General features: G+C 58.4%; 10 protein-coding genes and 1 pseudogene. 6 read left to right on the top strand and 5 right to left on the bottom strand.

From position 1 onward, the window contains the following. Position 1: 1 nt before the first annotated feature. From tkt to ASD12_RS06675, 4 genes are all read right to left on the bottom strand, one after another. Positions 2-2,113, bottom strand: coding sequence for a transketolase (gene tkt / locus ASD12_RS06690; protein WP_056583165.1), 2,112 nt, complete (start codon positions 2,111-2,113; stop codon positions 2-4). Between the two features lie 104 nt (positions 2,114-2,217). Beyond that, positions 2,218-3,870 (bottom strand): glucose-6-phosphate isomerase, encoded by a 1,653-nt coding sequence (gene pgi / locus ASD12_RS06685; RefSeq protein ID WP_056583405.1) that lies wholly within the window; start codon positions 3,868-3,870, stop codon positions 2,218-2,220. Next, positions 3,870-4,967: a transaldolase gene (gene tal / locus ASD12_RS06680; protein ID WP_056583164.1), complete on the bottom strand. Its 1,098-nt coding sequence runs from the start codon at positions 4,965-4,967 to the stop codon at positions 3,870-3,872. The genes pgi and tal overlap by 1 nt, the downstream gene beginning before the upstream one ends. Before the next feature lie 84 nt (positions 4,968-5,051). Continuing rightward, positions 5,052-5,297, bottom strand: coding sequence for a DUF982 domain-containing protein (locus ASD12_RS06675; RefSeq protein WP_056583404.1), 246 nt, complete (start codon positions 5,295-5,297; stop codon positions 5,052-5,054). Between the two features lie 323 nt (positions 5,298-5,620). On the opposite strand from ASD12_RS06675, the gene ASD12_RS06670 reads away from it, so the two are divergent. The 6 genes from ASD12_RS06670 to ASD12_RS06655 all read left to right on the top strand — a co-directional run bounded on the left by ASD12_RS06670 (position 5,621) and on the right by ASD12_RS06655 (position 11,980). Beyond that, positions 5,621-8,467, top strand: a complete 2,847-nt coding sequence (locus tag ASD12_RS06670; RefSeq protein ID WP_056583162.1) for a winged helix-turn-helix domain-containing protein — start codon at positions 5,621-5,623, stop codon at positions 8,465-8,467. Between the two features lie 322 nt (positions 8,468-8,789). After that, entirely contained in the window at positions 8,790-9,296 is a 507-nt protein-coding gene (locus ASD12_RS32820; RefSeq protein ID WP_162252216.1) for a transposase, read from the top strand. Between the two features lie 347 nt (positions 9,297-9,643). Beyond that, positions 9,644-10,207: a DUF6538 domain-containing protein gene (locus ASD12_RS06665; RefSeq protein WP_348271707.1), complete on the top strand. Its 564-nt coding sequence runs from the start codon at positions 9,644-9,646 to the stop codon at positions 10,205-10,207. A gap of 7 nt (positions 10,208-10,214) precedes the next feature. Continuing rightward, positions 10,215-10,412, top strand: a complete 198-nt coding sequence (locus ASD12_RS06660; protein WP_056583159.1) for a hypothetical protein — start codon at positions 10,215-10,217, stop codon at positions 10,410-10,412. 3 nt (positions 10,413-10,415) lie between these two features. Then, entirely contained in the window at positions 10,416-10,589 is a 174-nt protein-coding gene (locus tag ASD12_RS33985) for a hypothetical protein (RefSeq protein WP_156398542.1), read from the top strand. A gap of 59 nt (positions 10,590-10,648) precedes the next feature. After that, positions 10,649-11,980: a carbohydrate porin gene (locus tag ASD12_RS06655; RefSeq protein ID WP_200953684.1), complete on the top strand. Its 1,332-nt coding sequence runs from the start codon at positions 10,649-10,651 to the stop codon at positions 11,978-11,980. A 606-nt stretch (positions 11,981-12,586) separates the two neighbouring features. On the opposite strand, the pseudogene ASD12_RS34790 reads toward ASD12_RS06655, so the two are convergent. Continuing rightward, a pseudogene (locus ASD12_RS34790) lies at positions 12,587-12,713 on the bottom strand (GNAT family N-acetyltransferase); the annotation flags it as partial. Positions 12,714-13,468: the final 755 nt, after the last annotated feature.

Below are 13,468 nucleotides of genomic sequence, written 5' to 3'. Positions count from 1 at the left end.
CTCATTCGGTTCGGGCAATCCCGACTTGTTTGATTGACCGGCGGCCGGCTATTTGCGCCTTGGCAGCCGCAACGACGTGTACCGGCTCGAATCCGAAGTGTTCTGCGACGACCTTTGATGGAGCGGACAGGCCGAAACTGTGCAGAGCGAGGATAGCACCGTCGAAACCCGTATAACGCTCCCATCCGAAACCGGATGCTTCTTCTACCGCAACCCGGGCCGTTATAGCGGGCGGCAGGACCGTCTCGCGATACTCCTTCGGTTGGCTTTCGAACAATTCCCATGACGGCATGCTGACGACGCGTGCCTTGATGCCCTCGACTTTCAGTTGCTCATATGCGGTCACGCAGAGCGCGACCTCACTGCCGGTCGCCAGCAGCAGGACATCGGGTTTGCCGTCGGGAGCATCGGCGAGTACATAGGCGCCCCGCGCCACGCCGACTGCGTTTGCATAGGTCGAGCGATCGAGCGTCGGCACCGCCTGTCGCGTCAGAACCAGGCAGACAGGCCTGTCCTTGAGATCCATGATGACCTTCCATGCCTCCACGACTTCGTTCGCGTCTGCCGGACGAAGGACAACCATGCCGGGCATGGCGCGGAACGAGGCAAGCTGTTCGATGGGCTGATGGGTTGGCCCGTCCTCGCCGAGACTGATGGAATCATGGGTCCAGATGGAGATCAGCGGGAGCTCCATCATTGAACTCAGTCTCAGCGCCGCGCGGCAATAGTCGGTGAAGATCAGGAAGCTGGAAACGAACGGCCGCAGCATCGACAGGCTCATGCCGTTGCCGATGGCGCACATGGCATGTTCGCGCAGGCCGAAGTGGAAATTCCGCCCGCGGTAGCTGACGGCCTGTTCACCCTCGGGGGTCTGAAAGTCGCCGGCGAAATCGAATTCGAGGTTCGTCTTCGTTGACGGCGACAGGTCCGCCGCCCCACCCAGCAGCCATGGCATGTGTGCAGCAATGGCGTTCAACACCTGACCGGACGAATCGCGCGTCGCGAGGCCTTTCGCATCGGCTGAGAAGGCGGGCAACGTGGCGTCCCACCCGGAGGGAGCATCGCGTCGCTGCATCTGGTCGATCTGTTTGGCCAGGTCGGGATATTGCATCCGGTAAGCGGAAAACAATTTCCGCCAGGCGGCATGAGCGGCGTCCCCACGCTTGCCCATATGTGCGCGGAAATGCGCCGCGACCCCTTCCGGAACCTTGAAATCGGCGTCCGGGTCCCAGCCGTAGAATTCCTTAGTCAGCCGAACTTCTTCGGCGCCCAGTGGCTCTCCGTGAGCTTTGTTTGTGTCGTGCTTATGCGGCGCGCCATAACCGATATGGCTTTGAACGATGATCAGCGTGGGGCGGTCATGCGTATCGATGAACGTCTGATAAGCCTTGTCCAGCAACATCAGATCGTTTGCATCGCTTACCCGCTCGACATGCCATCCGTACGCGAGGAAGCGGGTTGCCACGTCTTCGGTGAATGTAAGGCCAGTCGGCCCCTCGATGGTTATGTGATTGTCGTCGTAAACCCAGCAGAGGTTCGACAATCGGAGGTGTCCAGCCAGCGATGCCGCCTCGTTGCTGAGCCCTTCCATCATGTCGCCGTCACTGCACAGCGCATAGACGTTGTGCGAGAACAGATCATAATCGGGTCGATTGTAGGTGGCCGCCAGCCACCGTTCCGCAATTGCCATGCCGACGCTTGTTGCCGCACCTTGTCCGAGTGGCCCCGTGGTGGTTTCCACGCCCGAGGTCCAGCCATATTCGGGATGTCCCGTGCAATGGCTGCCTGCCTGGCGAAAACTCTTGAGATCGTCCAGCGTCACGGCAAGCCGGTCGCCCGATGGATAGCTCGCGCCCTTTGCCTTGACGCCGCACAGGTAGAGCAGGCTGTAGAGCAGGGCGCAGGCATGGCCGGCCGACAGCACGAAGCGGTCGCGGTTCGGCCAATCGGGGTCGGCAGGGTCGTAGCGAAGGAAGCGTTGCCACAGGCAATAGGCCATCGGCGCGGCATCCAGCGGCGTTCCGGGATGGCCGGATTTTGCTTTCTGGACCGCATCGATTGAAAGCATTCGCAGCGTGTTGATGCTGAGCTGGTCGAGTGGCACCTGTTTCATGGGGATCCTTTGATCGGATGTAGGCAACCCGATCGTCCAAGTGCTGGCTGGGTTGCGCCGCAGTATGTTGGTCGGGCCATAGGCGCGGCCGGGCTCACCGCCCTTTACTTCTTTCGTTTTTGGAACCGGCGATAGCGCTCGATCAAAGCGTTGGTCGAGCTGTCATGTCGGAGATTTGGGGTCTGGGAGGCTTCCAGTTCAGGGATTGTTTTCTCGGCCAGGGCCTTGCCCAGCTCAACGCCCCATTGGTCAAAAGAGTCGATGTTCCAGATGACGCCTTGCGTGAAGACGCTGTGCTCGTAGAGCGCGACCAGGCTGCCCAGCGTCCTTGGGGTCAGGCGTTCGGCAAGCAAGGTGTTGGTGGGGCGGTTGCCTTCGAAGGTGCGGTGCGGAACCAGCCAGTCCGGGGTCCCTTCGGCCCTGACCTCCTCTGGCGTCTTGCCGAAGGCCAGAGCCTCGGTTTGCGCGAAGAGATTTGCCATCAGGAGATCGTGGTGGCGTCCCAGCGGGTTCAATGCCCGACAAAACCCGATGAAGTCGCATGGAACCAGTTTGGTGCCCTGGTGAATGAGTTGGTAGAAGGAATGCTGCCCGTTGGTGCCAGGTTCGCCCCAATAGATCGGCCCTGTCTGGTAATCGACTTTCGTACCGCCAAGCGTGACGTGCTTGCCATTGCTTTCCATCGTCAGTTGCTGGAGATAGGCGGGAAAACGCTTCAGATATTGCTCGTAGGGCAGCACCGCGACCGTCTGCGCCCCGAAGAAATTGGTGTACCAGACAGCGAGCAGGCCCATCAGGACCGGCAGGTTCCGATCGAACGGCGCGGTGCGGAAGTGCTGGTCCATGTCGTGGAAACCCGACAGCATCGCGTGGAAATTCTCCGCGCCGATGGCGAGCATGGTGGACAGGCCGACTGCTGAATCCATCGAATAGCGGCCGCCGTCCCAATCCCACATGCCAAACATCTGATTGGTGTCGATGCCGAACTCAGCGACCCCTTCGGTGTTGGTCGAGACGGCGACGAAATGCCGGGCCACCGCCTGATCGTCGCCTAACTTTCGCAGTACCCATTCACGTGCCGTATGGGCGTTGGTCAGCGTTTCCAATGTCTTGAACGTCTTCGAGCAGATGACGAACAGCGTTTCTTCAGGATTCAGATCCCGCGTCGCCTCCACGAAGTCGGTACCGTCGATGTTCGAGATGAAACGGAAAATGATGTCGCGCCGGCTGTAATGCCGCAACGCTTCATAGGCCATGACCGGCCCGAGGTCCGAGCCGCCGATACCGATATTGATGACGTTGCGGATCGGCAGGCCAGTATGGCCGCGCCAAGTGCCGCGGTGGATCTTGTCCGTGAAATCGGCCATCTTGCCGAGCACCGCGTGCACTGCCGGCACGACGTCGATGCCATCGACCAAAATTTGCTCGCCGACAGCGCGCAGTGCCGTATGAAGCACGGCGCGCCGCTCCGTCACATTGATCTTTTGCCCTTTGAACATCGCTTCGAGGCGCTCACGCAAGCTGCAAGCCTCGGCAAGTTGAATGAGAAGCTGGATCGTCTCAGCCGTGACGCGGTTTTTCGAATAGTCGAGATAAAGTCCGCAGGCGTCGATGGCGAAGCGCTTGCCACGCTGGGGATCGTCGGCGAAGAGCTGTCGCAGATGCAAAGGGCGCACTTCCTGGCAATGCGTCAGCAACGCCTTCCATGCTGGAAGTTTCGCGAGCGGCAACGTCCTGGCCGCGAGAGGCGCGCTCATCATCCGGTGGCCGAACCGTCGCGATGTAACTGCTCGCTCTTCGAGGCAATCACCGCCATCAGATCGGCCCATGATTTGGTGAAGGATTGCGCGCCTTCCAACTGGAGCTGCGCGGCAAGCGCCTGAATGTCGACGCCGGCTTTTGCAAAATCGCCAAGCACGGTTTCGCTGTCGCCGCCGTCCTCCCGCATGACGCCGCGCAACACACCCTCTTTCGAAAATGCATGGAGCGTCTTCTCCGGAATGGTGTTGATGGTAGCCGGCGCGGCGAGTGCTTCGATATAATAGGATTGCGGAAGCTTCGGATCCTTGGTCCCGGTACTTGCCCATAGCAGACGCTGGGAAAGTGCGCCGGCATCGGCCAGCTTGCGCCATCCGCTAGAGGCAAGCCGCTCCCGGTAGGCTTTATAGACTTGCCCGGATATGGCGATGCCGAGGCGGTTCCGCAGCGCTGGGCTAACCTTATCCATCACCGCCTTATCCCAGCGGCTGACGAAGATTGAGGCGACCGAGGCTATCTTCGGGTCGAGCCCGGCATCGATCCGGCGCTGAATTCCTCGGCAATACGCGTCGGCCGCCGCTAAGTACTGCTCGCACGAAAACAGCAGTGTGACATTCACAGGCACGCCGGCGAAGATCGATTCCTCTATGGCCTCGACGCCAGCCGGCGTGCCCGGAATCTTGATAAAGAGGTTGGAACAGTGCGCCTGCGCGTGCAATCGCTTGGCGGCCTCGACAGTGACGCCGGCATCGTTAGCCAGCAAAGGCGAAACTTCCAGCGAAACCCAGCCATCGATACCGCCCGTCGCTTCATGGACCGACCCGAAGAGTGCCGCGGCCTGGGTCAGGTCTTCGAGCGCCAATTCGAAGAATAGCTGCTCGCCCGCTTTCCCTTCTCTGGCTTTTCGATGAAGGGCCTCGTCGTAAGCTGTGCTGTTTCTGATAGCCTCATCGAAAATCGTGGGGTTCGACGTCAATCCCGTCACCGAAAATTCGGTGCAATAGCGCTGAAGGGTGCCACTGCTCAGCAGGTCGCGGGTGATGTTGTCCAACCAGAGGCTTTGGCCGAGTTCGTGCAATCGGGTTGTTGCATTCATGGCGACCTCGCTAGCGTGATGGCCCGTTTGGACGGGCGAAAATTGATCGACGACCCCAACCAAATCCTATGTCCGAAACGCAAATCACTCGACCAGCATGTGCGCTTCGCGCGCCGCGTCGGCAAACGCGTCTCTGGCCACGTCAGCCGGAACACTACCATTCAAGGCCTGCTGGCATGCCCGTTTCGCCGATCGGTGCTTGTCGCTTCCTCCGTTGCGCCAATGATCGTTGAGAAGGTCAAGAGCTTGCCGAGCGTTGGTAAGGTTTCGAATGTCGCCGCTTATGCCGGTGGCAACAGATATTGGCTTGGAAAACCAGGCATCATACATCGAGTGGGCCGCCTCTAACTGGCTGAACTCTGACAACGCGCCCCGTCGGGTGAGGTTTCATCGACAGGCATCACCCTTGCGTGAACCCAAGCCGTGTGAATAGCAGCAGCGCGTTTGAGAGCGGCCACGGTTACGCGGTCGTTGAATGATTTCAAGAATGATCGAGGGTGAGAAAGCCTGGGCGGCACAGAGCGGCGATCGATAGTGGACACGGAAGTCTGGCATCGCACTGGCGGCCCCACAACGCCTTGACTTAACGTCGATCATATAGCGAATTAGGGAAATGTACGAGACGAGCTCCGGCCAGGCCAAGGGCTTCGATCATGGCAAACGACAGCGAATCTGGCATCTCGACAATTGCCTTTGGTCGCTTCGTGCTGACACCAATCAAACGATTGCTTACGAGAGATGGCGAGCCAATCGCAATCGGTGGCCGCGCGCTCGAGATTCTGATCGCATTGACCGATCGGCCCACGGAGATCGTGAGCGGACGTAAATTGATTGATATCGTATGGCCGGATGTGACGGTCGAAGAGGCCAATCTCCGAGTCCACATCGCCGCTCTTCGTAAGGTCCTCGGCGACTCTAGAGACGGAAATCGGTTTGTTATTACCGTACCTGGTCGAGGATACGCGTTCGTTGCTCCTTTGCTGCGCTCACCCCATAGCGGCACTAGCTCTATCTATAGTGAAGCCGGGTTGCCGCAACCAAAGAACTTGCCTGCACCGTTGCGGTCAATTGCTGGCCGCGCCGAAACGTTGGCAGAGTTGATCGCGCAGGTGCAGTCAAACCGCTTGGTAAGTGTTGTGGGGCCGGGCGGCATTGGAAAGACTACTGTCGCGATAGCGGTTGCCCACGCGCTTCTGTCTGACTTTGGAAACGAAATGGTTTTCTTTGTCGATCTTGGTTCCCTGGACGACAAAGCCGACGCTGCGAGTGCGGTTGCCGCCGCTATTGGATGTTCTGTGCAAGGCCTTGTACCAGATCACGCTATACCCGCGTTTCTCGCGGACAAGCGCGCCCTGCTCATTCTGGACAGCTGCGAGCATGTTATGGAGACAGTCGCGCCGCTGACAAAACATATAGTCGCTGGGGCGCCGTCCATCCACATTTTGGCAACGAGCAGAGAAGCACTTCGCGTCGAGTTAGAGAACGTCCATTTGCTCCCGCCGCTTGCTTGGCCGCTTGACGCCGCGCCGTCTGCGGCTTCGGCTCTCGCTTCGCCGGCAGTGCAACTTTTTATGGAAAAAGCTGCTGTCGGCGGGCTTTTGGACGGCCTTCAGGACAGCGATGCCCCCATTGTAGCTGACATCTGCCGACGGCTTGATGGGATTGCGTTGGCGATCGAGATCGCTGCAAGCCGAGTGGGAACGTATGGCATTAGAGGAGTGGCCAGCCTCCTCAATGAGGCCGATCCATTACAATTTCAAGGTCGGCGCAGTGCCACGTCGAGGCACCAAACGTTGCAGGCGATGCTTGACTGGAGTTTCAACCTGTTGTCGGGAAGCGAGCAAAAAACGCTCTGCACACTCTCAATTTTTATCGGTCAATTCCCCCTCGATGCAGCCTATACGGTTGCGGGTGTTGTGGATAATGACAGAAAGAAACTGGCGACCATCATTGCAAGCTTAGCCGACAAATCTCTGATTTCAATCTCATCGATCAGCGGCTTTGTTTACTACCGACTTCTGGATACGACGCGCGCATACGCCTCTGCCAAGCTCAAGGTTGGCGACGAGGAAAGTGCAATAGCCGGGCGCCACGCCCTCTACTTCGACAGTTTCCTCAAATCGCGCTTGGCAGGACAAGGATTTGATGGCAGGGACGCGGCCAAATATACTCCTCATCTAGGCAATATCCGCAAGGCGCTTGAGTGGAGTTTTTCCGATCGGGGCAATCCCGCCATCGGACGCGAGCTTGCCACCAATGCCGTGTCAATATTTCTGGAAATTTCCCAATTTGGAGAATGCCAGAGATGGTGCCGTCAAGCTATATCTGGGCTACCTGAAAGAGATCGTGGGACATCACTAGAGCTACAATTATATTACGCACTGGCGCGATCGGCGCTCTACGCTCCAGGAAGCGTCAACGAGGTCAAGGACGCGTTCAAACGCGCATTGCATCTGTCAGAGATTTTACACGACGAACGTCGTCAATTCGATCTGCTCGCCGATTTCAATGTCTATCTCGTTCGCAATGGTGATTTCGAAGGTGCGATTGCTACAGCGAAGGAAAGCGCCGCTATCGCTCAGCGAACGGGCGACCCCGTCGAAAAAATTCTTTCAGAGTGGTTGCTTGGCGCCTCATATCACGCGACTGGCAATCAGGCAGCTGCGCTGCGTCATTGCAAGAATGGCTTCCTGTTGCAGGCGTTTCCCGCCTCGTCTTTGAAATTGGACCTGGCTAGCGAAGCGCGTGCGCGGCTGGCCTTGACGCGATCCCTGTGGCTGCGAGGTTTTCCCGATCAAGCTCTCGAATCCGCCCATGAGACAATAGAACACATGCGCGCCTACAGCCATCATGCTTCCTACTGCTTTGCCTTAGTCTGGACGATCCCCGTCTTCTTTTGGTGCGGCGCATATAAGATGGCGGCCGAGCCGATTGAGAGCGCGCTATCACATGCGTCCAAGTATTCTCTCCCGGCCTTTCAGGCCATCGCCCGTGCACAGAAGGGCGAGTTCCTGCTTGTAAATGGGGACGATTCGACGGGGTTGGAGATGCTCCAGCAAGGCTACTCAACCATGCTTTCCAGCCAATACAGCATCATAGCGTCTTCGACGTCCTGTGTATTATCAAAAGCGTTGGCAGCTTCAGCACGTGGTGAAGAAGCGCGGCAAGTGCTTGAAGTAGCGTTGTCACGCGCCGATCTGGTTAACGAACGATGCTGGCGGCCAGAGTTGCTACGAACTCAAGGCGAGATCGAGTTGATGATGCCGCAGCCGGACCTTGCTTCTGCCGAGCAATTTCTTCTGAGGTCAATTTCTTGCGCGCGAGAGCAATCCGCCTTCAGTTGGGAACTAAAGGCAGCAATTCCCCTTGCCCAAATGTGGAGGGATTTGGGTAAGAATCAGGAGGCCAGATCGCTGCTAGGAAGTGTTTACCAGCGATTTACTGAAGGGTTTGGAACGCGAGATCTTATCGCAGCATGTCAACTTTTGGATCAGCTCTAACAGCCCAAAGGGATGGGAACCTTAGGCCGGAGAACAGAAAGCGGCCGAGCAAACCCTGCGCAGCAGCGAACAGAACCTGCGATTGATCGTCAACGCGGATCGGCATGAAGAAAGCGAAAGTGGCGGATGCTCGCAAGATCGCGGTTCTGCCCCGCTGCCTCTGGGTTGGCGGCACCAGATTTGAGTGGGGCGGAGAAAAGATGGCGTGACACGATCTCAATCACGGGCCGTCCGGACCCGGATGCAGGCTATACCAGTCGGGCGAACATTCTGGACGCGCGCGAGAAAGACATTGAACTTGTCGGGCCATGGACTGAAACTGATGGCCGCGCCAAGCAACGGCTTGCTCGTGTTGGGGGTAACGGACGCTTTCCTGCCCGACAAGTTCCAGTACGATACGGCGTCCGACAGCTACGTTTGTCCGGAGGGCAAGACGCTCACCGCCCGCTATGGCCATGTGCGATCTGGAAGAAAGATGGTGTGTTATCTGGCCAGCCCGACCGATTGTCGGCCATGCCCCAGTCGCCGCCAATGTTGCTCAGGCAACCAGCGCTATGGACGATCGATTGTCGTTACACACGAAGACCCTGTAGTGAGTGCGTTCCGCTTTCGGAAAAATTCGCCAGAGACAAAAGCGTTAATCCGCGAACGTGGGCGTGTCGCAGAGTTCGTCAATGCGTGGCTGAAAGATAAGCTGGGTCTGCGGCGCTTTCGTGTGCGCGGGTTGGCAAAGGCAGGAACGGAAGCCCTGTGGGCCCTGCTGGCCTACAATATCCGGCAATGGATCCGCCTGCGCTGGAAGCCAAGAATTGCAGCGGCCACCGCCTGAAGACCAAGCCTGCAAGCACGACTAGCCGCGGAAGTTGGCCCCAAAAGGCCCTCTTGCACATCTTAGTCATCGGTTTGCTCTCGCATCGCCGAAGCGGTGCAGCTTGAACACTATCCGGTACCAAACCTAACAATTTCACAGGTCGTCAACAGATTGTGCGAGGCCCATTTTCTTAGACATCCGGATTGTGGATCCGGAGGTCGCTGGTTCGATCCCAGCCAACGGTACCATCGGCCAATCTTGCAAATTATTGATTTTGCTGAAGAATTTTGCATTTCCTGAGTTGACGCTTGCGCCATTTTGGCCGTTTGTGTTACTGATTGCGATACAAACGGTATCTTAAAGATATGGGAAGGCGACGCGAAGCGCATGATCCGGATCGCTTTCTGCAACGAAGGGGCGATCGCTTCCACTACTACCGACGGGTCCCAAAGGAGCTACGAGAACTCGATGATCGCGGTGTTTTCGTACGCGGCGCGTTGGACACCTCGGACCGGTTAAAGGCGCGCACCGCGAGTGATCTCCATGAGGCTGCCGATAACGCGTTATGGTCCTCTCTTATACTGGGCGAAAACCCAGAAGCTGCGCACATTCGTTACCGGCGCGCTATCAAGCGCGCAGAGGCGCTAGGGTTCGTCTATCGTCCGCTCGCCGACATCCTCGTTGCCGAGCCGCTAGACACCATCCTACAGCGGGTCGAGGCGACGATTGGAAAGCCTGCCAGTTCTCCGGTGGTTGACGCTGTTACTGGCACTGTCTCCCATCCTGACGACAAGATTTCGGAAGCGCTGAAGCTCTATTTCGACGAAATCGTCCGCGACGAACTCCGCACCAAAAGCGCCGAGCAAAAGAAACGATGGAAGGCAAAACGCCAAATGAGCGTCGATGTCTTTATCGCACTGGTCGTTTGAGGATCGCATGAAGAATGGCAGGCTGGATGAGGAACTCCGGCGCATGCTGATGGGCCACACCATCGACCGTCCGAAGTACGGCGAAGGCGGCGACATCACAGTGTGGCAAGAAGAACTCATGAAGATCGTACTGCCGATCCCTCAATCGTTTAACGCGCTGATGGGCTGCGGCAAGGCGTTCTTCTTTCGCTTGGCAATCTTGTAGGGCATGTTCAAGATAGTCGTACAGCGGAAGCCATGTCTCGCCTTGGTCGCCGTGCGCGACGATTATCTCGGCCACGCGGTCGAGCGCTCGCTCAACCCGTTGCACGGTGATTGGCTGAAGCTTGGGCGAATGATGTCTGTGGTCGAGGTTTCGCCCACCGTGGAGGATGCCAAGTGAAGTCCCGATGCGGTCGGTTGCAACGGTCGCTGTCATTCATTTTTTTGGCGGATTTAATCTTGCTCGCTGCTCCGGCCGGCGCCGCCGACGCGTCCGGCCAGGCGGGTAACTCAATCTGGCAGTGGGATCACCTGACTGGGGACTGGAATGGCGACCGGAAGGCGCTTGAGGACAAGGGCGTTAAGTTCACCCTCGATTACGTCAGCGAGGTCATGGATGTGGCGAGTGGCGGCATCCGCCAGGGCGCGGCCTACGAAGGTCGCTTCGACGTCAACTTGGACCTCGATTTTGAGAAGATGGGTCTGTGGCAGGGTGGATCTGCCCATGTGACGTTGTATCAAATACACGATCTCAATGATCGCAATGTCGCCGCTGAGGTTGGCAGCCTCGGCGATCCAAGTAACATCGATGCGGTTCCGACGACGCGGCTCTTCACCGCCTGGCTCCAGCAAACGTTTGCAGACGGCAGCTTTGTCAGGTTGGGGCAGGTTTCGGCGGACGAGGATTTCGCAACGAGCAATTCGGCCGGGAAATTGCTCAACGGTGCGTTTGGATGGCCTGTGCTGAATGCCTCGGATATGCCGAGCGGCGGACCGGCCTATCCGCTTGCGACGCCCGGTGTGGTTTCAGGCATTTACCTCAAGCCGCAAGTTGTCGTGCGCGGTGGGCTTTTCAGCGGCGACCCGGCCGGCCGGGATTGCCAAGACGATCCGCAGGTTTGCAACTTTCACGGCACCACATTCAGTTTGACCGGTGGCGCCCTGCTGATGGCCGAGCTGGCCTATGAGCTCAATCCGGACGGCGCGGCGGACGGGCCATCGGTTTCTTACAAGCTCGGCGGCTGGTATCACACCAGCACGTTTGCCGATGACCGATATGGCCTGAGCAGTTCGGGCGATGTGGTGTCGCGCGCGTCGCCTCAAGCGGTGGGTCCGATCATGCATTCGGGGAACTGGGGTGTCTACGCCCTGGTAGACCAGACGCTGTTTGAGGGGAATGGCACCAAAGTCGGTGGCTTCTTGCGCGGGCAGTTGGCGCCGTCTGACAGGAATCTGGTGGCGTGGGGAGTCGACGCAGGGCTGGCCTTTACCGGCCTACTGCCAGACCGCAAAGACGATACGCTGACCGTTGGCGTCAGTCACTCAGGAATCAGCCATGCGGCATCAGGACTTGATAGAGACACCGCGGCCGAAACAGGCACAGCGTATCCAATACGTTCCGGCGAGACCATCTTCGAGGTGAATTACAACTTCGTCGCGGCACCATGGTGGAATATTCAGCCGGATTTCCAGTATATTGTCCATCCCGGCGGAGGAGCTGCGGATGATGCGACCGGCCAGGCAATCCCCAACGCCCTCGTTGTTGGAGTCAGAAGCACCATCGACTTCTAAACTGCTCTCGCCGGAGTTTCAATCAATCGATCGCTTCGGCCGAAAGAAGCCTGGCTTATGTCAGGCAAACATAAGCTTTGGTGCGGACCCAGCGGGCAAGTGGCGCCATTTCTGACCTCGAAGTCATGGAAGTCGAACAGACCGTGGAGACGCAAGCGGCGAGAATCTCCGAGCTAAATTAGGCGCCCGGGCGGATTGCGTCGAACGGGCGCGCCGTCTGCGCAACGCCCTTTCGGCCGCGCAGGAAGTGGAGCGGCTTACCGAAGCAAGGTATAGAGCCGGTGCCATCACCTCGCGCATCTGGCTCGACGCGCAGGAACGACGTCGCATGGCCGAGGAGGCGCTCGCCGAGATCCTACTTGCTCAACTCGTCAACGAATCTACCCTGTTCCGGGCATTTGGCGGCAGCACGGATGGTCCAGGCAACGGGCTGCAATGAGCATCAAATTGGCCAACCATAAAGACCGTGCCTCGGAATTTCGGTGCTGCCACGCAGCAACCCCGAGAAAAGACACGGCCGCCACGAGAGTAGAATCGGTGTCCCGCGATTTACAGGACATAAATCTGGCGGTGGACGAGATGCCCTCCACCAGCCGTATGCTGCATTCAGCTCAATGCGTGGCCGGCCAAACTGTAAACCCACGGTCCGTTTTCTTCCCGGTTCAGGAATCGGCGCCCTTTGGACATGGTTGTAACAGCTTCAGCCGGGGCAGCTCTGCTGAAGAAACGCGGCGTAGGCAAAGAAAGCCACCGGACGCATTGCGCCTACCAGGATCACATTGGAAACGTCCGACAGCACCTTCACGGCCTGGTCTATGGAGTAGGGTAGCCGCGTGACGGGATATCGCCCTTCGCCACGTTCGATACGGGCATTTGAAACGGGGGCAAAAAGCCTTGCACCAGCTGCGGCGGCGATTCTGCTCGCCAGTTCAAGCTGCGGCGCCCGCAACGCCATGCCACCAAGAATGATCGCCGTTTGCCGGCGGGAACGCAGCAGGCGTGCCGATTCCGCCACGGCGTCAGGGCTCACTTGCAGGGCGCGCCGGACACGGCTCGGGGCGATCCCACAACACCGCCCGGATTCCAGCAGACATCTGATGGCAATATGAGGGTAGCTATACCGCCGGGACTGTGCAGCGAGGCTTCGACGGCGGCCGCGGCATCTTCTCCAACGGTGCGTGAAGTCGCTGACGTTCTGACCCACCGCGAAACCGGGGCGTGACCAGACTTCGGTATCGGCCGTCAGCGGTGCGTCCAACTGGCGGTGATGGGTCGCCTGACCACCTACGAGGTTGACTATCGGCGTATTCGCTCGGCGTGCGTTGTGAAGGTTCGCGAGACCGTTTGCCAGACCCGGGCCGCAATGCAGCAAGGTGGCGGCTGGCTTGCCGGTCATTCGTCGCGGATTGGCGAAACATGTATTGACCCCACACGCACCATTCATGTTTTTTCCATCCGATCTTTCAAAACGTGAGTCTTGGAGGCCGG

The sequence above is a fragment of the Mesorhizobium sp. Root102 genome (assembly GCF_001425625.1).
In the GTDB taxonomy this organism is placed as follows: Bacteria; Pseudomonadota; Alphaproteobacteria; order Rhizobiales; family Rhizobiaceae; genus Mesorhizobium.
This window is presented reverse-complemented; position numbering and strand designations above follow the sequence as displayed.